The 19267-nt window shown below is 73.4% G+C and carries 21 protein-coding genes and 1 tRNA gene; 8 read left to right on the top strand and 14 right to left on the bottom strand.

Annotated features, from left to right (window positions below):
* Positions 1-29 precede the first annotated feature (29 nt).
* Genes IE331_RS16210 through IE331_RS16235 form a run of 6 tightly spaced genes read right to left on the bottom strand, consistent with a single transcriptional unit; the run spans position 30 to position 6693 of the window.
* Entirely contained in the window at positions 30-1328 is a 1299-nt protein-coding gene (locus tag IE331_RS16210) for an SAM-dependent methyltransferase (RefSeq protein ID WP_192144498.1), read from the bottom strand.
* The gene (locus IE331_RS16215; protein WP_192144499.1) at positions 1325-2641 is read right to left on the bottom strand and encodes an SAM-dependent methyltransferase; all 1317 of its coding nucleotides are present in this window, start codon (positions 2639-2641) and stop codon (positions 1325-1327) included. The genes IE331_RS16210 and IE331_RS16215 overlap by 4 nt, the downstream gene beginning before the upstream one ends.
* Positions 2638-4683 carry an FAD-dependent oxidoreductase gene (locus tag IE331_RS17065; protein WP_201931861.1) on the bottom strand — a complete coding sequence of 682 codons (2046 nt, stop codon included), beginning with the start codon at positions 4681-4683 and terminating at the stop codon, positions 2638-2640. Before IE331_RS17065 ends, IE331_RS16215 begins: the two co-directional genes overlap by 4 nt.
* Positions 4680-5432, bottom strand: coding sequence for an anti-sigma factor (locus IE331_RS16225; RefSeq protein WP_192144500.1), 753 nt, complete (start codon positions 5430-5432; stop codon positions 4680-4682). Before IE331_RS16225 ends, IE331_RS17065 begins: the two co-directional genes overlap by 4 nt.
* Positions 5429-6025, bottom strand: coding sequence for an ECF RNA polymerase sigma factor SigK (gene sigK / locus IE331_RS16230; protein ID WP_192144501.1), 597 nt, complete (start codon positions 6023-6025; stop codon positions 5429-5431). The genes IE331_RS16225 and sigK overlap by 4 nt, the downstream gene beginning before the upstream one ends.
* A gap of 26 nt (positions 6026-6051) precedes the next feature.
* On the bottom strand, positions 6052-6693 hold the full coding sequence (locus tag IE331_RS16235) for a fasciclin domain-containing protein (RefSeq protein ID WP_192144502.1): 642 nt from the start codon (positions 6691-6693) through the stop codon (positions 6052-6054).
* 104 nt (positions 6694-6797) lie between these two features.
* Between IE331_RS16235 and IE331_RS16240 the strand changes: the two genes are divergently transcribed.
* On the top strand, positions 6798-7385 hold the full coding sequence (locus IE331_RS16240; RefSeq protein ID WP_192144503.1) for a hypothetical protein: 588 nt from the start codon (positions 6798-6800) through the stop codon (positions 7383-7385).
* A 97-nt stretch (positions 7386-7482) separates the two neighbouring features.
* Here IE331_RS16240 and IE331_RS16245 read toward each other — a convergent pair whose 3' ends face one another.
* From IE331_RS16245 to IE331_RS16255, 3 genes are read right to left on the bottom strand one after another with little or no spacing between them, the layout of a single operon-like run.
* Complete coding sequence (locus tag IE331_RS16245) at positions 7483-9186, bottom strand: molybdopterin-dependent oxidoreductase (RefSeq protein WP_192144504.1); 1704 nt, start codon at positions 9184-9186, stop codon at positions 7483-7485.
* Between the two features lie 38 nt (positions 9187-9224).
* Positions 9225-10076, bottom strand: coding sequence for an FHA domain-containing protein (locus IE331_RS16250; RefSeq protein ID WP_192144505.1), 852 nt, complete (start codon positions 10074-10076; stop codon positions 9225-9227).
* Positions 10077-10087: 11 nt separating this feature from the next.
* Entirely contained in the window at positions 10088-10342 is a 255-nt protein-coding gene (locus IE331_RS16255) for a hypothetical protein (protein ID WP_192144506.1), read from the bottom strand.
* 57 nt (positions 10343-10399) lie between these two features.
* Between IE331_RS16255 and IE331_RS16260 the strand changes: the two genes are divergently transcribed.
* The gene (locus tag IE331_RS16260; protein WP_192144507.1) at positions 10400-11302 is read left to right on the top strand and encodes a DICT sensory domain-containing protein; all 903 of its coding nucleotides are present in this window, start codon (positions 10400-10402) and stop codon (positions 11300-11302) included.
* Positions 11303-11449: 147 nt separating this feature from the next.
* Here IE331_RS16260 and IE331_RS16265 read toward each other — a convergent pair whose 3' ends face one another.
* On the bottom strand, positions 11450-11695 hold the full coding sequence (locus tag IE331_RS16265) for a hypothetical protein (protein WP_192144508.1): 246 nt from the start codon (positions 11693-11695) through the stop codon (positions 11450-11452).
* Positions 11696-11775: 80 nt separating this feature from the next.
* On the opposite strand from IE331_RS16265, the gene IE331_RS16270 reads away from it, so the two are divergent.
* From IE331_RS16270 to IE331_RS16280, 3 genes are all read left to right on the top strand, one after another.
* The gene (locus IE331_RS16270) at positions 11776-12525 is read left to right on the top strand and encodes an enoyl-CoA hydratase-related protein (protein ID WP_192144509.1); all 750 of its coding nucleotides are present in this window, start codon (positions 11776-11778) and stop codon (positions 12523-12525) included.
* Between the two features lie 25 nt (positions 12526-12550).
* On the top strand, positions 12551-13126 hold the full coding sequence (locus tag IE331_RS16275; protein WP_192144510.1) for a rhomboid family intramembrane serine protease: 576 nt from the start codon (positions 12551-12553) through the stop codon (positions 13124-13126).
* Positions 13127-13246: 120 nt separating this feature from the next.
* A complete protein-coding gene (locus IE331_RS16280) occupies positions 13247-15403 on the top strand; it encodes a HelD family protein (RefSeq protein ID WP_192144511.1) in 2157 nt (718 codons plus the stop codon).
* 204 nt (positions 15404-15607) lie between these two features.
* On the opposite strand, the gene upp is transcribed toward IE331_RS16280, so the two are convergent.
* On the bottom strand, positions 15608-16249 hold the full coding sequence (gene upp, locus IE331_RS16285; protein WP_192144512.1) for a uracil phosphoribosyltransferase: 642 nt from the start codon (positions 16247-16249) through the stop codon (positions 15608-15610).
* 125 nt (positions 16250-16374) lie between these two features.
* Between upp and IE331_RS16290 the strand changes: the two genes are divergently transcribed.
* The 3 genes from IE331_RS16290 to IE331_RS16300 all read left to right on the top strand — a co-directional run bounded on the left by IE331_RS16290 (position 16375) and on the right by IE331_RS16300 (position 17561).
* The gene (locus tag IE331_RS16290; RefSeq protein WP_192144513.1) at positions 16375-16890 is read left to right on the top strand and encodes a tRNA adenosine deaminase-associated protein; all 516 of its coding nucleotides are present in this window, start codon (positions 16375-16377) and stop codon (positions 16888-16890) included.
* Between the two features lie 56 nt (positions 16891-16946).
* Positions 16947-17381: a nucleoside deaminase gene (locus IE331_RS16295; protein WP_192144548.1), complete on the top strand. Its 435-nt coding sequence runs from the start codon at positions 16947-16949 to the stop codon at positions 17379-17381.
* A gap of 90 nt (positions 17382-17471) precedes the next feature.
* A tRNA-Ser gene (locus IE331_RS16300) sits at positions 17472-17561 on the top strand.
* A 59-nt stretch (positions 17562-17620) separates the two neighbouring features.
* Here the strand turns inward: IE331_RS16300 and IE331_RS16305 are convergent.
* From IE331_RS16305 to IE331_RS16675, 3 genes are all read right to left on the bottom strand, one after another.
* Positions 17621-18454: a magnesium transporter MgtE N-terminal domain-containing protein gene (locus IE331_RS16305; protein WP_192144514.1), complete on the bottom strand. Its 834-nt coding sequence runs from the start codon at positions 18452-18454 to the stop codon at positions 17621-17623.
* Positions 18451-18657, bottom strand: coding sequence for a hypothetical protein (locus tag IE331_RS16310; protein WP_192144515.1), 207 nt, complete (start codon positions 18655-18657; stop codon positions 18451-18453). The genes IE331_RS16305 and IE331_RS16310 overlap by 4 nt, the downstream gene beginning before the upstream one ends.
* 86 nt (positions 18658-18743) lie before the next feature.
* Entirely contained in the window at positions 18744-19115 is a 372-nt protein-coding gene (locus IE331_RS16675; protein WP_201931862.1) for a hypothetical protein, read from the bottom strand.
* Positions 19116-19267 lie beyond the last annotated feature (152 nt).

The raw sequence follows: 19267 nt of genomic DNA on the forward strand, positions 1-19267 counted from the left end.
CCACCGGGGACGCCGGCGCCACCGGGCGATCACCAGGTGCGCACGGGCGGCACGGTGTGCGCCGCGCCGGGGCGCACCATGAGGATCTGGTCGACCCCCATGCGCCCGTCCCGGAACGCCATCGCGCCACCGACGAGGTAGAGCCGCCACACGCGGCCCACCTCCTCGCCGACCAGCTCGACGACCCGGTCCCAGTTGCTCTCGAACGTCTCCAACCAGGCGGCGACCGTGGTCACGTAGTGCTCGCGCATGCCGTGCACGTCGCGCACCTCGAGCCCGCCCTCCTCGAGGAAGGCGACGGTCTCGCCGATCGGCCGCATGTACATGTCCGGCGCGATGAACGACTCGATGAACGGGCCGCCGCCGGGGTGCCGGCCGCGCCGCGACATCTGCTGGATCAGCACCCGCCCGCCGGGCCGCACCGAGCGGTGCAGCACCGAGGCGTAGGTCGGGTAGTTGCCCTGGCCGACGTGCTCGCCCATCTCGATCGACGACACCGCGTCGTGCTCGCCGGTGACGTCGCGGTAGTCCTGCAGCCGGATCTCGACGTTGTCGGCGAGCCCACGCTCGGCGATCCGGGCGTCGATGAACTTCTTCTGCTCGGCGGCGATCGTCACGCCGGTCACCTTGATGCCGCGGGCGGCGGCGTGCAGGGACAGCGAGCCCCAGCCGCAGCCGATGTCGAGCATCGTCATGCCCGGCTCGAGGCCGAGCTTGTCGAGCACCAGGTCGAGCTTGTCGCGCTGCGCGTCGGCCAGCGTGTACGACGGGTCGTCGCTGCGCCAGTAGCCGGAGGAGTAGGCCATCGACTCGTCGAGGATCAACGAGTAGAAGTCGTTGGAGAGGTCGTAGTGGTGGCTGATCGCGCTGCGGTCGCGCAGCTTCGAGTGCAGCCGGCCGCGGATCCGGGCCTGGCTCGGCGGCGGGGTCGGCGGCAGGCCGGGGCGGAAGTCGCGGAGCACCTTCAGCAGTGCCTTCGCGGCGGCGGCGGAGGGCCGGATGCCGGCCAGGCCGCGCTCCCTCGCGACCGCCCACACGTGGGTCAGCGCGTCGTCGAGGTCGTGGTCGACGTCGAGCTCGCCGGTGACGTAGGCCTGCGCGGCACCCAGCTCGCCGGGGTGCCAGAACAGCCGGGACAGGGCCTGCGGGGAGTTGATCACCACGTGCGGGGCGTCGGCGGGGCCGGTCTCCGAGCCGTCCCAGGCGGTCAGCCGCACCGGCAGGTCGCCGCCGACGAACGGGCGCAGGCCCTCGGCGAGCCGGTCGGCCACGGAGGCACCGGAGGCACCGGGGGCGCCGCCGGTCCGGGGCTCGGTGGCGGTGCTCATGCCGGGTCCTTGGTGAACGTGATCTGGTTGACGTCGATGTAGCCGGAGGCGAACCCGCCGCGGGAGTACTCCAGGTAGAAGTGCCACATCCGCTCGAAGGTCTGGTCGAAGCCGAGCTCGCGGACCCGGTCGCGGTGCTGGAGGAACGCGGTGTCCCACAGCCGCAGCGTCTCGGCGTAGTGGCCGCCGAAGGAGAGCCGGTCGGTCACCGACATCCTCGTGTGGTCGCGGGTGATCTGGTCGATCACCTCGACCGAGGGCAGGAAGCCGCCGGGGAAGATGTACTTGTTGATCCAGGTGTAGGTGCGCTTGGTCGCCAGCATCCGGTCGTGCGGCATCGTGATCGCCTGGATCGCCACCTTGCCGCCCGGGGCGAGCACCGAGTCGATCTTCTCGAAGTAGGTCTGCCAGTACTCGTGGCCGACCGCCTCGATCATCTCCACCGAGAGCACCGCGTCGTAGGTGCCCTCGACGAGCCGGTAGTCCAGCAGCTCGATGTCGACCGCGTCGGCGTACCCCGCCTCGGCGACCAGCTCGCGGGCCAGCTCCTGCTGCTCGCTGGAGAGGGTGACGCTGTGCACGGTCGCGCCGCGGCGGGCGGCGCGGATCGCCAGCTCGCCCCAGCCGGTGCCGATCTCCAGCACCCGGGAGCCCTCGCCGACGCCGGCCTGGTCGAGCAGCCGCTCGATCTTGCGGGCCTGCGCCTCCTCGAACACCGCCGGGTCGACGTGCTCGGGGGCCGCGGCCACCGCGTGGTCGGCACGCGAGGCGTGCGGGGTGTCGAACAGCGCCGAGGAGTAGCTCATCGTCGGGTCGAGGAAGGTGCGGAACAGGTCGTTCGAGAGGTCGTAGTGGTGCGAGATGTTGTCCCGCGTCTGGTGCACGGTGTTGCGGTGGAAGTGCGGCGCCCGGGCGACGTAGAGCCGGCGCATCGTCTGCATCCAGTCCGGCACGATCGTGGTGATCTCGCTGGCCATCGTGGTCAGCAGGTGACCGAGGTCGGGGGAGTCCCAGGCGCCGGTGAGGTAGCCCTCGCCGAAGCCGATCAGGCCGTCCGAGCCGACCCGGCGGTAGAACTCGTCGGGCCGGTGCAGCACGATCGTGGGCTCGTCGGTGTTGCCGGGCTGCCCGGGCACCGGGTCGCCCGCCGCGGTGCCGTGCGAGATCACCACCCGCACGTGCAGCCGCTTGATCGCGACGTCGAAGATCCTGCGCGCGATCGACGCGGCGACCGTCGCCCTCGGCCCGCTGGGGACGTCGTGCAGGCCGGGCCAGGTCTCGGTGGCCGTGGTCGTGGAGACGAGAGCGGTCATCGGACGTTCTCCTGTCGGTGGGTAGGGCGCGTGCGCACCGGAAGGCGTCGCAGCCACAGGCGGATGCCCTGGCTGCGGATCCGCAGGCTCCCGAGGGCGGGCGCGAGCAGGGCCCGCCACGGCGGGCGGCCGGGCGGCAGAGCGGTGCCGGACAGGCCGGCGGTGAACGACGACCGGTCGTCGTGGCGGAGGGTGATGCCGACCGCGACCGTGTCGCCGGGCAGCGGCACCGAGATCTCGTAGCGGCCGGAGACGTCGTGGAACGGCGAGACGTACATCGCCTTGTCGACCTCGGCGTGCCCGTGCTCGTCGGGGTGGACCAGGTAGGCGTGCCGGTCGCCGTAGGTGTTGTGCACCTCGAGCACGACCGCGGCGAGGTCGCCGGCGGCGTCGTGGCACCAATAGACGCTGATCGGGTTGAAGACGTAGCCGAGCGAGCGCGGGTGCGCCAGCATCAGGATCCGGCCGCCGTCCAGCTCGACGCCCTCCCCGGCGAGGAACGTCTCGACGTTCTGCCGGATCGTGCGGTCGGGGGAGCCGAGGTGGTCCCGGGCCTCGAACGACGCGGTCCGCTTCGGCGCCGGCAGCCGGTCGAGGTCGACCAGCCAGGTGTGCGAGCCGTAGGTGAACTCGTTGCGCAGCGGGGTGCGCCGGGTGTGCCGGATCGTGGTCTCGTAGACCCGCGGCGTGGCCGGCAGCGCCCTCCCGACGGCCGCGGCGGGTGCCTCGGGCCAGGTCAGGCCGAGCCGCTCGGCGGCGGCCAGCCCGGAGCGGGCGCCGTCCTCGTGGAAGCCCCAGCCGTGGTAGGCGCCGGCGAAGGCGATCCGGGAGGTCTCGATCTCCGGCAGCCGGCGCTGCGCGGCGACGGACTCGGGGGTGTAGATGGGGTGCTCGTACTCCATCGTGTCGATCACCGTGGCCGGGTCGACCAGGTCGGTGCCGCCGAGCGTCACCAGGTAGTGCACGTCGGTGTCGAGCCGCTGGAGGCGGGTCAGGTCGTAGGTCACGGTGACGCCGTCGGTGCCCGCGGCGCGGCGCTGGAAGTTCCACGACGCCCAGGCGCCGGGCAGCCGCGGCAGCAGCGAGGTGTCGGTGTGCAGCTGGGCGGTGTTCTGCGAGTACGGCATCGCGCCGAGCACCTCGCGCTGGAGCGGGGTGGGCTCGCCGAGCATCGACAGCGCCTGGCCGGGGTGGGTGGCGACGACCACCGCGTCGTACGTCGTGGTCTCGCCGTTGCCGTCGGTGATCTCGACACCGTCGGCGGTCTCGAGGACCGAGGTGACCTTGGTGCCGAGCCGGACCTCGGGCACCGCCTCGCCGATGCGGCGGACGTACTCGTGCGAGCCGTCGGTGACCGTGCGCCACTCGGGGGAGCCGTAGACGCCGAGCATGCCGTGGTGCTGCAGGAACGCGAAGAGGTAGCGGGCCGGGTAGTCCAGGGCGACCTCGGGGTCGCACGACCACACCGCCGCGACCAGCGGCTCCATGAAGTGGCGGACGAAGTACGCCGAGTGCCGGCCGCGGGCCAGGAAGTCGCGCAGCGTCTCGTCGGGGTCGGTCGAGCCACCGCCGTCGGTCGAGCCGTTCCCGTCGGTCGAGCCACCGCCGTCGGTCGAGCCTGTCGAGACCCCCAGCAGCCGACGCGCCCGCCGATGGAACAGGGGGATCTCGACGAGCATCCGCAGGTACGCCGGCCTGGTGAGGTTGCGGCCCTGGGGGAAGAGGCCCTTGGCGCCCAGCGCGCCGGCGTACTCGAGGCCGGAGTCCTCGTCGCGCACCGACATCGACATCTCGGAGGGCTGGGTCGGCACGCCGAGCTCGGCGAAGAGCCGCAGCAGCACCGGGTAGGTGCGCTCGTTGTGGACGATGAAGCCGGTGTCGATGCCGAGCTCGCGCCCGGACTCCTCGACCACGTGCGTGTCGGCGTGGCCACCGAGCCGGGAGTCGGCCTCGAAGAGCGTGACGTGGGCGGTGCGGGAGGCCACGTAGGCAGCGGTCAGCCCGGCCACACCACTGCCGACGACCGCGATCCGGGCGGTCACACCGACCGCTCGAAGTCGAAGACCGCGAGCGGGGCGGTCGTGGGTCGCTCGGAGCCTCCGGCCGGCTCGACGGTGATCCCGGCGGCGCGGGCCGAGGCGGCGTCGCCCTCGAGGACCACGGTCTGCGCGGGGAGTGGCTCCATCAGCCCGGCCGGACGCATCTGCCCGGTCGGGTCCTGCAGCCAGAGCTGGTAGACCTTGCCGGCCGGGGCGGCGGGCATGTCAGAGGTGGTGATGACGGCCTGGCCGAGCTCGCGGGAGCGGATCACGGTGGCGACCGCGCCGCCCTCGAACTCGTGCACGATCTCCTGGGCGTCGTCGGCCGCGGCGATCCGCTCGGCGGCGGTGAGCTGGCGCTGCTGGACCTCGGGGGTGGTCTCCCACGGCTGCCAGGCGACGGCACCGGCGCCGAGCATGGCGGCGACGGCCGCGGCGGCCGCGAGGGCGGGCAGCCGGCGCCGGCGGCGGGCGGCCAGCGAGGTGACGTTGGTGGGCTCGACGGGGCCGGTCTCGACGGTCACCGGCGGCAGGGGGCGGACCGAGGCGATCTCGGCGAGCACCCGGTCGCGCAGCGCCGGCGGCGGGGCCACGGCGGCGGTCTCGGGGAGCAGCGACGCGGCCTCGCGGAGGCTGGCGACCTCGTCCCGGCAGTCGGGGCAGTGGGCCAGGTGCTGCTCGAAGAGCTTGCGCTCGACGTCGTTGACGGCGTCGACGGCATAGGCACCCGACAGTGCGTGGATCTCACTCATAGCGACACCCCCATGGCGTCTCGTAGTCGGATCAGCCCGTCGCGGATCCTGGTCTTGGCCGTGCCGACCGGCAGGTCGAGCATCGTGGCCACCTCCGTGTGCGTGTACCCCCCGAAGTACGCGAGCTGGATGGCCTCGCGCTGGACCTCGGTCAGGGCCTGCAGCGCGTGGCGCACGCGGCGGGCCTCCATGGCGGCGGTCGCCGCCTCGGCCGTGGCGTCGTGGTCGACGGTCCGGCTCTTGTCGTGGTACGTCGTGTCGCGCCGGCTGGAGGCCTCCGCGGACCGGACCCGGTCCACGCTCCGACGGTGCGCGATCGTGAGCAACCAGGAGAGGGCGCTCCCCTTGGCCGGGTCGAACCGGGTTGCGGTCCGCCAGACCTCGAGGAAGGCCTCCTGGGTGACCTCTTCGGCCTGCGACGGGTCACGGATGACCCGGAGCACCATCCCGTGGACCCGGGCCGCCGTCGCGTCGTACAACGCGGCGAAGGCGCTCTCGTCCCCACGGGCCGAGCGGTGCAGCAGCTCGGAGAGTTCAGGCGCCCCCGTCCCCTCCGGTGTGTCACCGGAGGGGACGGGCGCGATGTCATTCATGGAGCTATTGTGTCCGACCGCTGCGATCAGGGCATCAGCACGGTGTCGATGACGTACACCGTGGCGTTCGAGGTCGGGATGTTGCCGCAGAGGACGTTGGCCTCCTCGTCGGCGACGGTGAAGGACTCGTCCGAGCCCTTGACCTCGATGGTGTTGCCCGCGAGGGTCTCCAGCTCACCGGACAGCTCGTCCGGGCCGAGCTGGCCCGCGACCACGTGGCCGGTCAGGATCTGCGTGAGCAGCTCCTTGTCGGCGAGCACCGCGTTGAGGTCCTTCTCGGGGATCTTGGCGAAGGCGTCGTCGGTCGGGGCGAACACGGTGAGCGCTTCGGCGGAGTTCAGCGTGTCGACCAGGCCGGCCTCGCCCACGGCGGTGACCAGGGTCTTCAGGAGCGGGTTGCCGCTCGCGGCGGTGGCGACGGGCTCGGTGGCCATGCCGTTGAACGAGCCGGCACCGTCGTCGGGGATGAGGGAGCAGCCCTCACCGAAGGTCTGCGCGCCGGCGTCGTCCGCGGCGGGCTCCTCGGAGGTGGGGGCCTCGGACTCGCTGCTGGTGTCCTCACCGGCGGAGTTGCTGCTTTCGTCGTCCGAGCCGCAGGCGGCCAGGGTGACGGAGAGGGCGAGGACCGCGGCAGCGGCGCCGGACTGGCGAAGGATGGTGCGCTTCATGATGTTGCCTTTCGGAGGGGGCTTTGTTTTCTCGTGAGGTGATTCGGCCCCGCGCGGCACCCGGATTGGGGGGATGGCGGATTTCTTCCTGCAATCCTTGTGACGTGGGTCATCCCGGTGCGGAGGTCGTGGTCCTGCTCGAGGGGCGCAGCGACGTCGCCGCGGTGCGGAATCTCCTCGCCGACGGCGACCTGGCGGCGCAGCGTCATCGCGTCGAGCTGGTCGACATGGGCGGCGTGACCAACGTGCGCAGCCGGCTCGACGAGCTCGCCGACCGCCGCCCAGCGGCCCGGGTGCTCGGCCTGTGCGACGCCGCCGACACCCGGTTCGTGGTCCGGGCGCTGACCGCCCACGGCCTCCCGGTCGAGGCCGCGGCGGACCTGCCGGCCGTCGGCTTCCACGTGTGCGAGGCCGACCTGGAGGAGGAGCTGATCCGGGCCCTCGGCGTCGACCGGGTCCTGGCGGTCCTCGACCGGCACGACCTCCGCGAGCGCTTCGAGACGTTCCGCCAGCAGCCCGCGTGGCAGGGGCGCCCGGTCTCCGCCCAGCTGCGCAGGTTCGCCGGCGTGGCCTCGGGCCGCAAGGAGCTGCTGGCGGGGGCGCTGGCGGCGGCGCTGACCCCGGACCGGGTGCCGGGCCCGCTGCGGCGGCTGCTCGACGACCTCCGGGCCGCGCTCGACGACGCGGGGTGACCGACCCGTCACGCACGAACGGTGGCCACCCCGGTCGAGGGGGTGACCACCGTTCTCGGTGAGCTGGGTGTGCTGGGCGTGCGCGGTCTGCGGGGGCTCAGGTGACGTTGACGACGATCTCCTGGACGCCGCTGGAGCCCTCGGGGAACGGCGAGGCGCGGACGTCGGTCTGCACCTTGCCGTCCATGTCGGTGGCCCGGACGGCCAGCATGTGCGAGCCCTTGGCGGCGTCCCAGGGGAGGAACCACTGGCGCCAGTAGTCGACGCCGGCGTCGGGGCCGAGCTTGGCCTCCTGCCACGGGCCGCCGTCGACGCGCACCTCGACCTTGCGGATGCCGCGGGTCTGCGCCCAGGCGACGCCGCCGATGACGGCCTTGCCGGCGTCGATGTTGGACAGCGGGGCGGGGGTGTCGATGCGCGAGGAGATCTTGATCGGCGCGTCGGTGGCCCAGTCCCGCTCGGTCCAGTACGCCTCCTGCTCCTCGTAGGTCGTCAGCGTGAGCTTCGTCAGCCACTTGGTGGCGCCGACGTAGCCGTAGATGCCGGGGGTGATCAGCCGGGCGGGGAACCCGTGCGCGGCCGGCAGCGCCTCGCCGTTCATGCCGATGGCGATCATCGTGTCGCGGCCGTCCATGGCCACCTCGAGCGGCGTGCTGATCGTGAAGCCGTCGGTCGCGGTGGAGAGGATCTGGTCGGCCTTGCTGCCGACGCCGGCCTTGTCGAGCAGGTCCTTGAGCGGCACGCCGAGCCAGCGGGCGGCGCCGACGTAGCGGCCACCGACCTCGTTGGAGACGCAGGTGAGCGTGATGTCGCGCTCCACCAGGTCCATCGCGGCGAGGTCGTCGAAGGTGAAGGTCAGCTCCTGCTCCACGTCGCCGTCGATGGTCAGCGTCCAGCCGTTGACCGGTACGACGGGCAGCGTGAGGTTGGTGTCGACCCGGTAGAACTCGCTGTTCGGGGTGGTGAACTTGGAGATGCCGGGGTACTTCTCCTCCAGGCCGGCCGGCAGGGCCGGCTTGGAGTCGGCCGGGGCCGGGAGCGTGACGTTCCCGGGCTTGGTGCGGTAGGAGATGATCCGCTCCCCGCCGAATCCCATCGCCACGGCCGCCACGGACAGGGCGCCGGTGCCGATCAGCAGGGTGCGCCGGGACGGGCGGTGGTCGCGGGGGACGAGGATCCCGTCCTGGCTGCCACCGGGGTGGGCCAGCGCTTCGGGCTTGCGGCTCGCGCCGCCGTCGGTGGTGAGGGTCTCGGTGCCGCCGGAGCCGCTGGTCGCGGTGCTGGTGGCACCCGCGCCCGCGCCGGTGGCGGTGCTCTTGGTGGTGGCCGCGGTGGTCGCTCCGGGGGCGGCCTCGGGGGCGCCGGTGCCGATCAGGCCGCTGACCAACCACCACAGCGCGCCGAGGCCGATCACCGCGGCGAGCACGGAGGGCAGGGCGTCGAGCGGCCCCGCCATCGGGCGGAGCACGGCGGCGAGGCCGGCCAGCGCCACGAGCAGCACCAGCAGCCCGGCGCCCAGCACGAACCGGCGGCGGGCCAGGACGCCGGCGACGCCGGCGAGGACCAGCGTGATCAGCACGACGCTGCCGATGAGGATCGGCTTGTCCGCGGTGCCGAACTCCCGCACCGCCCATTCCTTCACCGGGGTCGGGGTGAGGTCGATGACGGTCGAGCCGACCGCCAGGACCGGGGAGGCCGACGGGGTCGTCAGGGCCGCCACCAGGTGACCGGCGGCCATGCCGGTCAGGGTGGCCAGCACGCCGACGCCGGCGAAGGGGAGGATGGTGCGGAGGCGTTCCATGCCCCGTTGTTCGGTGCCGACCCCCTCGCCGGATGGGTTCAGCGGGCGGCGTCCCGGGGCGGCTGCGACTGCTGGTGGCCGAGCTCGCCGCCGATCCGTCCGCCGTAGGGCCGGCCGTGGTCGGCGTACTCCGCGCGGGTGAAGGTCAGCGTCCACTCGCCGACGTCGAGCCGGGCGCCGGTGCGCAGGATGTGCGAGGCGATCCGCTGCCCGTGCACCTTGGTGTCGGCGTCGATCGCGTGGATGACCAGCTCGTCGTCGTCCTCGTCGTGCCGGATCTCGGCGTGCCGCTCGGCCAGGCCGGGCAGCCGGATGTCGCAGTCGGCGCCGGAGCCCACCGTGGTGAGGTCCTTCTCCAGCCAGAACACCTCGGGGTGGTCGACGTGCACGCCGTCGCGCGGCACGAGGGTGAGCCGGGGGTTGCCGCCGTGGTGCGGGTCGTGGGTGGTGGTCGGCGTCCGCCGCGGCCGCCGCATGAACGTCGGGGCGACCGGGAACAGGGTGGCCGGCGGGGCGAGCTCCGCGTCCGGGAGCACCGGGGTGTCCACCGAGCGGGAGCGGGAGCGGGCCGAGGTCCAGGCACCGCGCAGGCTGCCGAGCCGGATGTGGCGGGAGCCGGTGAGGCGGCGCTGCCACCAGGAGGCGCGGACCGCGCCGAGCGTGATCAGGTGGTTGTCGCCGTCGTGGACCCGCAGGCTCAGGCCTCGGCGGGCCAGCTCGGCGGCGATGGCCCGCACGGCCGGGGCGTCGCCCCGGCCGGCGAACATGCCGGGGTCGTCGACCGCGAGGTCGAGCCGGTTCCCGGAGCCGGTGAGGGCCCCGTGCACCGTGTCCCGCCCCGGGGCCCGGACCTCGAAGCAGAGGTCCGCGGCGATCGTGACTGTGCTCATGGCCGGCTCACTCAGTCCGTCGACCGGTGCGCGGGCCGGTTCTGGTTGTCCTCGGTGGTGACCTGCAGGACGCCGTCGAGCTTCCAGACGGCGCGCGGGGCCTTGTTGCCGGTGTCGCGGGGCACCTCGACCGACATGTCGATGAACCGGTAGTTGATCGCCGCCTCGCGTCCGGTGAGGAACGACCACATCTTCTGGCCGAGGTCGGTCCAGTCGAGGACCTCGCCCTGGTCGGTGGAACCCTGGGTGCTGGTGCTGCTGTCCATGGTGATCTCCAAATCTCAACACTTACCTAAACACGTTGTTTAGGTTAGGATCCAAGCATGACCACATCAGGAGCCAAAGCGCAAGGGTCCGGCGCTGCCGATCTGACGATCGGGGACCTCGCCGAACGCACCGGGCTGACCCCGGCCGTGCTGCGCATGTGGGAGTCCCGGCACGGGTTCCCGGTGCCCCGGCGGCTCGACAGCGGGCACCGTCGCTACGCCGAGACCGACGTCGCGACCGTCACCCGGGTGCTGCGCCGCCGCGACGCCGGGGTCCGGCTCGAGGTGGCGATCGCCGAGGTGTCCGGCCAGGACGCGAAGCCGGGCGGCCGGAGCGTCGCGGCCTCCCCGTCGGTCTTCGCCGAGCTGCGCCGGCGGCACCCGCACCTGCGCACCCACACGCTGGCGAAGTCGACGCTGCTGGCGCTCTCGTGGGCGATCGAGGACGAGGCGCTGGCACGGGCGCACCAGGCGATGGTGCTCGGCGCCTTCCAGGAGGAGCGGTACTACCGCGCCGCCCTGCCGCGCTGGAACGAGCTGGCCCGGGTCACCCGCGCCACGGTCGCCCTGGCCGCCTTCGACGGGGGCGACACGCCCGATGCCGCCGAGGCCGCCGGCCGGGGGCGGCCGCTCCGGGTGCACCTCTCCGAGACGGCGCCGATGCGGCGCGAGTGGGCGGTGATCTGCGACGGCCCCGGCTTCACCGCCGCTCTGGCCGCTTGGGAGCTCCCGGGCCAGGAGGGGGTGCCCGACCACCGACGGCGCTTCGAGTCACTGTGGACCGTCGAGCCGCGCGCGGTCCGCGACGCCGCCCTGGTCTGCCTCCGGGTCGCCCGCGACGCAGGCGGGCAGGTGGACGTGCTGCTCGACGAGCTGCTGGAGACCCCGTTGCCGGCGGCCGACCCGGCCGCCGCCGAGGCCCTCCTGGCACGCGTCCTCACCACCCTCGACCCGTCGTGAGTGTCGGCCCGAAACCCGCCGACCCGTCGTTTGTGTCGGGCTGAGGATCGCCGACCCGTCGTGAGTGTCGGGCTGAGCACCGCCGACCCGTCGTTTGTGTCGGGCTGAGACCCGCCGACCCGTCGCTTGTGTCGGCCTGCTGACGGCTCAGGCGACGGTGACGTAGCGGCTCAGGTCCGGCCGCTCGTCCCGGTGCTCGATGTCGGCGCACAGGGACTCGGCCAGCTCGTCGGGCACCGTGATCCCGACCTCGCCCGCCACCGAGCCGAACTCGTCACGGACCACGCCGCCCTCGGCGCCGTCCTGCCAGGACGAGACCCGGTCCACCACGGCCTGCAGGGCCTCCGCCTCCGTGGCGGTGACCTGCCAGCGTCCGTCGTCCTGCTTGTCCATGAAGGCCTCCGATACTGTGCGGTTCCCTGACCGGCGGCCGGTACCCGACAGCCGCCACCCCATTCCGGTGGAGGACCTCGATGACCGAGCTCGTGACGTACGCCGTCTCCGGCGGCGTGGGCACCCTGACCCTCGACTCGCCGCACAACCGGAACGCGCTGAGCCGCCAGCTCGTCGCCGAGTTCCACGAGCGTCTGGCGCAGGCGGTCGCGGATGACGAGGTGGTGGTGGTGCTGATCCGTGCGGAGGGGCGCACCTTCTGCTCCGGCGCCGACCTGTCCGAGGCGGCCGAGGACGGGATGGAGAAGGCGGCCGGTGTGATCGTCGAGCTGCAGCGCTCGCTGGTGACCTGCCCCAAGCCGGTCGTGACCCGGCTGCACGGCAACGTGCGGGCCGGCGGCATCGGGATCGTCGCGGCCTCGGACGTCGCGCTCAGCGCCGACGACGCGACGTACGCGTTCACCGAGGTGAAGCTGGCGCTCGCGCCGGCCGCGATCTCGTTGACCGTGCTGCCGCGGATGACCGACCGGGCCGCGGCGCTGACTTTCCTGACCGGCGAGACCTTCGACGGGGTCGCCGCCGCAGAGATGGGCCTGGTGACCCGCGCCGTACCCGAGGCCGACCTGGACGCCGAGGTGGAGCGGGTCTGCGCGGCGCTGGTGAGCGGCCACCCGCAGGGGCTGCGCGAGACCAAGGCGCTGCTGGGACGGCACCTGGTGGCGAACATCGACGAGCACGGCGGGGACCTCGCCCAACTCAGCGCCCGGCTGTTCGGGTCCGACGAGGCCCGAGAGGCGATGCTGGCGTTCCTGTCGCGCAAGAAGGGCTGAGCGCCGACTGGGTACCGTGGACGCCATGTCCCTGACCGAGCGGACCCGACAACCCTCCCGGGTCGGCCCTGCCCTGGCCGTCATCGCGGCGTTCGTGGCGGCGCTCTACGTGATCGAGTTCGTCGACGTCCTGCTCGGCAACCGGCTCGACGCCGAGGGCGTGCAGCCCCGCGACCAGGAGGGGCTGCTGGGGATCCTCTTCGCCCCGCTGCTGCACGCCGGCTGGGGGCACCTGGTCGCGAACACGGTGCCGGTCGCCGTGCTCGGCTTCCTGATCCTGCTCTCCGGGATCGGTCACTGGGCCAGCGTGACCGCGATGGTGTGGGTCGTCGGCGGAGTCGGCACCTGGCTGGTCGCGCCACCGAACACGGTCCACCTCGGCGCCTCGATCCTGATCTTCGGGTGGCTGGTCTACCTGATCCTGCGGGGGCTGTTCTCGCTGCGGGCCGGTCAGATCCTGCTCGGCGTGGTGCTGTTCCTCCTGTACGGCGGGGTGCTGTGGGGGGTGCTCCCCGGGCAGCCGGGAATCTCCTGGCAGGGTCACCTGTTCGGTGCCGTGGGCGGCGCACTCGCCGCCTGGGTGCTCACCGACCGCGACTGAGCGCCGGACCCGCGGGTCGTGGGCCCGGCCGGTCCCCCCGGGCCGCCGCCTGGGCACCCGACCGGCCTCCGGTAAAGTCGAGCCCTTGCCGAAGACAGGACTCCTGAGGGGGAGCGTCGTTTGAACGAGGACGTCGCCGCGCGCGAGACCGCGGCGGAGCAGGCCTTCGTGGACCGGGTCTATGCCCAGCTCGGGGTCTCGGCCGCCGCCGCCCGCGAGCTCGCCCGAGAGGGCCACGACCGCGGACGGCTCGGCCACGAGGGCGGGCTGGTGGAGCGGGACGCCATGGTCTTCCAGGCCGCCCGCCGGATCGCCCAGCTCGACGCCGCCCACGAGGGCCTGGTGTTCGGGCGCCTCGACCTGCGCGAGGAGATCGACCCCGAGCCCCGCTACGTCGGCCGGATCGGCCTGCGCGACGACAACCGCGACTCGATGCTGATCGACTGGCGGGCGCCCGCCGCGGCGGTGTTCTACCAGGCCACAGCCGCCGAGCCGCACGACGTCGTACGCCGCCGGGTGCTGCGCTGCACCGGCCCGACCGTCGTCGGCGTCGAGGACGAGCTGCTCGACGCCGAGGCCGGCGGAGACCTCCCGATCGTCGGCGAGGGCGCGCTGATGGCCCAGCTGTCCCGGGCCCGGGACCGGTCGATGCACTCGATCGTCGCGACCATCCAGGCCGAGCAGGACCGGGCGATCCGGGCCCCGGCCAAGGGCGCGGTGACGATCACCGGGGGGCCGGGGACCGGCAAGACGGTCGTGGCGCTGCACCGCGCGGCGTACCTGCTCTTCACCGACCGCCGCCGCTACGAGAGCGGCGGGGTGCTCGTGGTCGGCCCGTCCGGGGTGTTCATGCGCTACATCCAGCGGGTGCTGCCCTCGCTCGGCGAGACCGCCGTGGCGCTGCGCTCCCTCGGCGAGGTCGTCGACGGGATCCGCGCCACGAGGCACGACGACCCCGCGGTCGCCGACGTCAAGGGCGCCGGCCGGATGGCCGAGGTGCTGCGCCGTGCGGCCCGGCAGGCGGTGCCCGGGGCGCCGGCGGAGTTCCGGCTGTTCTACCGCGACGACGTGCTTACGTTGGACCGGGCCGAGCTCGGCCGGATCCGGCGCCGGCTGCTGGCGCACGGGCGTCGGAACCGGCAGATCCCGCGGGTGGCGACCACGCTGCTGGACTCGCTGTGGCGGCAGGTGCGCAGCGAGCGCGGCCGCGAGCGGGGCCGCGAGTCCTTCAACGACGAGCTGCTCTCGCTCGACACGTTCGTCGACTTCGCGCTGGCCTGGTGGCCGCCGCTGGACGCCGCCCAGGTGATGGGCTGGCTGCGCGACCCCGACTTCCTGGCCCGCGTCGGCGACGGCGTGATCAGCCACGAGGACCAGTCGCTGCTGCTCAAGAGCTGGGAGGGCGAGCCGTCGATCGAGGACGTCGCCCTGCTCGACGAGCTGCGGTACGCGCTCGGCGACGTGCCGCTGAAGACCGACGAGGACGCCGAGTACGCCGACCACGTCGGCGGCGACCTGCAGGAGATCACGACCGTCTCCGACCGGGACTACGCCACCGGCCCGTCGTGGACGCCGCCGTCGAACCGGATCGAGGACGATCCCTTCGCGCACGTCCTCGTCGACGAGGCGCAGGACCTGACCCCGATGCAGTGGCGGATGGTGGCCCGGCGCGGCCGGACCGCGACCTGGACGATCGTCGGCGACCCGGCGCAGTCGTCGTGGCCGGAGCCGGCCGAGGCCGACGCCGCCCGCGCCGAGGCGCTCGAGGGCAAGGCCGTGCACGCCTTCCACCTCTCGACCAACTACCGGAACTCCTCGGAGATCTACGCCCACGCCGCGGCGTACGCCGAGCGGGTCGGGCTGGATGCCGACCTGCCCACGGCCGTGCGCTCGACGGGGGTGGAGCCGACCGAGCTGAACTCGGTCGACGACCTCGAGTCGGCGGTGCGCGCCGAGGTGCTCAGGGTCGCCGCCGAGGTGCCCGGGACGGTCGGGATCGTGGTCCCCGTCGCCCGCCGGGCCGAGGTGAACTCGTGGCTGGCGTCGTGGCCCGAGCTGGCCGCCGACGCCCCGTCGGCCGCGGCGTCGGTCTCCGGCGGCTCACCCAGCGGCGAGGACCGGGTGGTCGTGCTGACCGGGCTGGACACCAAGGGGCTGGAGTTCGACGGGATCGTGGTCGTCCGACCCCAGGAGATCGAGGACGAGTCGGTCACCGGGCGGGCGACGCTCTACGTCGTGCTCACCCGGGCGACGCAGCTGCTCACGACCGTGTCCTGAGGGTCCGGTTGCTCGGACCGGCTGGTCGGAGTGGCCGAACGGCTTCGCGGACTGGTCGAACGGCCGGGCGGACTGGTCGAACGGCCGCAATTGCGGCCGAATTGCAGTGATCTGGCCGAAAAATGTGTCACACGGCCGCAATTGCGCCCGAATGACATGTCCAGTCGCCGCGGCGGCACGACACGTCCCCCGCCCGACCAGTGCTCAGTGCACCACGCCGTACAGCCGGTCCCCGGCGTCGCCGAGCCCGGGCACGATGTAGCCCTTGTCGTTGAGCCTCTCGTCCATGGCCGCGGTGACGATGGTGACCGGCACGTCGAGGTCGGCGAGCTCCTGCTCGAGCCGGGCGCAGCCCTCGGGGGCGGCGAGCAGGCAGATCGCGGTGATGTGGTCGGCGCCGCGGTCGGTGAGGAAGCGGATCGCCGCGGCCAGCGTGCCACCGGTCGCGAGCATCGGGTCGAGGACGTAGCACTGGCGTCCGGACAGGTCGTCGGGCAGCCGCTCGGCGTACGTCGAGGCCTCGAGCGTCTCCTCGTTGCGCACCATCCCGAGGAACCCGACCTCGGCGGTGGGCAGCAGCCGCACCATCCCGTCCAGCATCCCGAGCCCGGCCCGCAGGATCGGCACCACCAGCGGCTTGGGCGTGGCCAGCTTGACCCCGGCGGTCGGGGAGACCGGCGTCGTGATCGACGTCGCCTCGACCCGGACGTCGCGGGTCGCCTCGTAGGCCAGCAGCGTCACCAGCTCGTCGGTCAGCCGGCGGAACGTCGGGCTGTCGGTGCGCTCGTCGCGCAGCGTGGTGAGCTTGTGGTCGACGAGCGGGTGGTCGATGACGTGCGTGCGCATGCGCACAACCTAACCTGACGTTTACCCACGGAGCCTTGGAAGGGTCCCCGACCTCTGCCACTCTGGAACGTGGAGCCCGGCCCCCGACCGCGGGGACCGGCCCGGCGCAGGAGAGTGAGGTCGTGATGGCTGAGTCCCCCGGGACACCCGAGACGTCGGTGTCAGCGGACGACGACGTCGACTTCGCGCTGGCCGCCTACCGCGAGGAGGGCGTCTGGGTGGTGCACGAGCTCGCCCACGAGGTCCTCGAGAACCTCGAGCACCTGGCCACCGCCCTGCGCCGCTTCCCCGGCGACTACGGCGCCCTGGCGATGATCGGCCTCGACGAGGACGTCTTCCTCATCGCCCGCGTCACCGGCCCGACCGTGCGGGTGCTGCTCTCCGACATCACCGCCGCCGACGAGTGGGACCTCGCCCGCACCGCCGTCGAGCACCTCGGCCTGCCCTTCCCGGAGGAGGACGACGACCAGGCGCCGGCCGGCGACCTCGACATCCTCGGCGACCTCGGGATGCACGCGATGGACATGGCGGTCCTCATCGACGACTACGACCTGTACCCCGACGAGATGCTCTCCGACGTCGCCGGCCGGCTCGGCTTCGGCGCGGCCTTCGACGACCTGGTCGGGCTCACCTCTGCGTGAGCGGTCCCCGTAGCGCCGCGGACCCCCCGGCCACCCCCACGACGTACGACGCGGCGATGCGGCACGCCCTGCACGAGGCCGAGTCGGCGCTCGCCACCGGCGACGTGCCCGTCGGTGCCGTCGTCCTCGACCCCGACGGCGCCGTGGTCGGGCGCGGCCGCAACCTGCGCGAGGCCGACGGCGACCCGACCGCGCACGCCGAGGTGGTCGCCCTGCGTGAGGCGGCGCTGGCCCGCGGGGAGTGGCGACTGGACGGCTGCACGCTCGTGGTCACCCTGGAGCCGTGCACGATGTGCGCGGGCGCGCTGGTCCTCGCCCGGGTGGAGCGGCTGGTGTTCGGCGCCTACGACGACAAGGCCGGCGCGGTCGGCAGCCTCTGGGACGTGGTCCGCGACCGGCGGCTCAATCACCGCCCCGAGGTGTACGCCGGGGTGCTGGCCGCCGAGTCCACGGAGCTGCTGCACCGGTTCTTCGACGCCCACCGGGGCTGACCGGGCGGCGCTCAGGCGGGCGACCAGACGGGCGACCGGGCTGGCGACCGGATTTCGGGTCGTAGCCGCCGGTCCGGTACATTCTCCGGCGGTGGCGTGTCCGAGCGGCCTAAGGAGAACGCCTCGAAAGCGTTTGTGGGTGCAAGCCCACCGAGGGTTCAAATCCCTCCGCCACCGCCAGGCGATGTCTCAGGACATCGGCGACACCCGGACCCACGGATCGTGGGCTCGGGTGTTCGTCATTTCGGGGCGCCCGCCCGCACCTCGAGCGCCCGTCCGAGCATCGCCTCCGACTCCGGCCCGAGCAGCCCGGCGGCGGACGCCGCCTCGAACGAGCCGACCACCTCGGCGCCGACGTCGGCCGCGCGCTCGACCAGCCGGTCGAGGACCGCGGGGTCCAGCCGGGTGAGCAGCCGCTCGCCGTGCGACCACAGGCCCTCGTCCGCGACCTCGCCGAGCAGGGCGTCGAGCCGGGCGTCCGGGAGCTCGGCGACGACGCCGTGGATCCGCTCGTCCCACACCAGCAGCGGTGCCAGCTCCAGGAGGTCCCGAGAGGTGGCCGCCTCGACCGCGGCGACCAGGGCCTCGTCGGAGAGCGCCGGGACCAGCTCGGCCACGCCGGCGTACTCCTCGCGGTCGAACAGCGACCGCGCCGCCCGGCCGACCGCCTCGGGCGGGACGGCCTGGATGACGTCCTCCGAGCGGGAGGGGTCCAGCGCCAGGGCCAGCTCGGCGAGGTAGTCGGGGGAGAGCTGGACGGCCAGCGCCGCGGCGCGCGGCGGGTCCAGCAGCTCCGCGACCCGAGCCGCCATCCGCGGCGGCAGGAACCGCTCCGAGAGCTTGCCGGCGACGCCGCCCGGCAGCCTCCGGGTCAGGTCGGCGATGCCGGCGAACCGGTGTCGGGCGTGGCCGAAGAGGTGCTCGCTGACCAGCCCGTGCAGCATCCGCAGGTCCTCGTCGGGGAGCTCGGCGAGCCCGTCCAGCTCGGCGGCGTCCACGCCCAGCAGGCGCGCCAGGCGGCCGACCTGCCGGTCGGGCTCCGACGAGGGGGCGGGGGATCCCGCCGCGCTCATGCGCCCAACGCCTTGCGGACCGCGCCGCGCAACGGCAGCGGGACACCCTTCAGCGCGGCCCCGGTGGCCTCGGCCATCTCCGCGTCCTCCCGGGCCCGCGCGGCACGGACCAGGCTCGCGAGCCGGTCGCGCCGCTCCGGTGCCAGGGCCAGGACGCTCGCCGGCACATCGGGGCCGAGCAGGTCGGTCAGCTCGTCGGGCATCGGTCCTCCGGGTGCGGTGGCGGCGGTGTGCGGTGGCGGCGGTCGAGGTGAAGCGTAGGTGCTGCCCGGTCCCGGCCGGACAAGGTTCAGCGCAGCGGTGCGCGGCAGAGCGCCACCAGCTCGCCGGGACGCTCGCCCAGATGCACCGACCAGCCCCGGTCGAAGCTGACCTGGCGGACCCTCCCGTCGGGCGTCCGGATCAGGGTGGAGGCCGGGATCGCGTCGCCGGGCAGGCCGCTCGCGGAGCAGCGCAGGTCGGCCATCAGCTGGGTCGTCGGGTCGATGCCGCCCCGCACCGGCGGCGCCGGGACGTCCGGCAAGACATCCTGGGTCAGGACGGCCACCGCGAACGAGGCCGCCACGGCGAGGGTGAAGGCGACAGCCCGTCCGGCCGCTCCGGCGACCGAGCGCCGCAGCCCCGAGGGCCGTCGGTGCAGCGGCGGACGGACGGCGTCCATCACGGCTTCCTCACCCCGACCCCCGTCGTCGTGCGGCCCGGTCCGGGCGGGTCCCGTGCCGGCCGCTCTCCGGGTGCAACGAGGCAGCGTGAGCCAGGTCACGCCGTCCTCCGGCCCGGGGGTCGGGCCGACGCCGGCGACTATGCTCGCGC

Source organism: Nocardioides donggukensis (assembly GCF_014842875.1).
In the GTDB taxonomy this organism is placed as follows: domain Bacteria; phylum Actinomycetota; class Actinomycetes; order Propionibacteriales; family Nocardioidaceae; genus Nocardioides; species Nocardioides donggukensis.

What these genes read in the sequence shown, in the direction of transcription:
- IE331_RS16215 (WP_192144499.1), bottom strand. Translation starts at nt 2,641, where the DNA reads ATGACCGCTCTCGTCTCCACGACCACGGCCACCGAGACCTGGCCCGGC.
- IE331_RS16245 (WP_192144504.1), bottom strand. Translation starts at nt 9,186, where the DNA reads ATGGAACGCCTCCGCACCATCCTCCCCTTCGCCGGCGTCGGCGTGCTG.
- IE331_RS16275 (WP_192144510.1), top strand. Translation starts at nt 12,551, where the DNA reads ATGTCCCTGACCGAGCGGACCCGACAACCCTCCCGGGTCGGCCCTGCC.
- upp (WP_192144512.1), bottom strand. Translation starts at nt 16,249, where the DNA reads ATGCGCACGCACGTCATCGACCACCCGCTCGTCGACCACAAGCTCACC.
- IE331_RS16270 (WP_192144509.1), top strand. Translation starts at nt 11,776, where the DNA reads ATGACCGAGCTCGTGACGTACGCCGTCTCCGGCGGCGTGGGCACCCTG.
- IE331_RS16675 (WP_201931862.1), bottom strand. Translation starts at nt 19,115, where the DNA reads ATGGACGCCGTCCGTCCGCCGCTGCACCGACGGCCCTCGGGGCTGCGG.
- IE331_RS16210 (WP_192144498.1), bottom strand. Translation starts at nt 1,328, where the DNA reads ATGAGCACCGCCACCGAGCCCCGGACCGGCGGCGCCCCCGGTGCCTCC.
- IE331_RS16265 (WP_192144508.1), bottom strand. Translation starts at nt 11,695, where the DNA reads ATGGACAAGCAGGACGACGGACGCTGGCAGGTCACCGCCACGGAGGCG.
- IE331_RS16290 (WP_192144513.1), top strand. Translation starts at nt 16,375, where the DNA reads ATGGCTGAGTCCCCCGGGACACCCGAGACGTCGGTGTCAGCGGACGAC.
- IE331_RS16225 (WP_192144500.1), bottom strand. Translation starts at nt 5,432, where the DNA reads ATGAGTGAGATCCACGCACTGTCGGGTGCCTATGCCGTCGACGCCGTC.
- IE331_RS16310 (WP_192144515.1), bottom strand. Translation starts at nt 18,657, where the DNA reads ATGCCCGACGAGCTGACCGACCTGCTCGGCCCCGATGTGCCGGCGAGC.
- IE331_RS16295 (WP_192144548.1), top strand. Translation starts at nt 16,947, where the DNA reads ATGCGGCACGCCCTGCACGAGGCCGAGTCGGCGCTCGCCACCGGCGAC.
- IE331_RS16255 (WP_192144506.1), bottom strand. Translation starts at nt 10,342, where the DNA reads ATGGACAGCAGCACCAGCACCCAGGGTTCCACCGACCAGGGCGAGGTC.
- IE331_RS16260 (WP_192144507.1), top strand. Translation starts at nt 10,400, where the DNA reads ATGACCACATCAGGAGCCAAAGCGCAAGGGTCCGGCGCTGCCGATCTG.
- IE331_RS16305 (WP_192144514.1), bottom strand. Translation starts at nt 18,454, where the DNA reads ATGAGCGCGGCGGGATCCCCCGCCCCCTCGTCGGAGCCCGACCGGCAG.
- IE331_RS16250 (WP_192144505.1), bottom strand. Translation starts at nt 10,076, where the DNA reads ATGAGCACAGTCACGATCGCCGCGGACCTCTGCTTCGAGGTCCGGGCC.
- sigK (WP_192144501.1), bottom strand. Translation starts at nt 6,025, where the DNA reads ATGAATGACATCGCGCCCGTCCCCTCCGGTGACACACCGGAGGGGACG.
- IE331_RS16235 (WP_192144502.1), bottom strand. Translation starts at nt 6,693, where the DNA reads ATGAAGCGCACCATCCTTCGCCAGTCCGGCGCCGCTGCCGCGGTCCTC.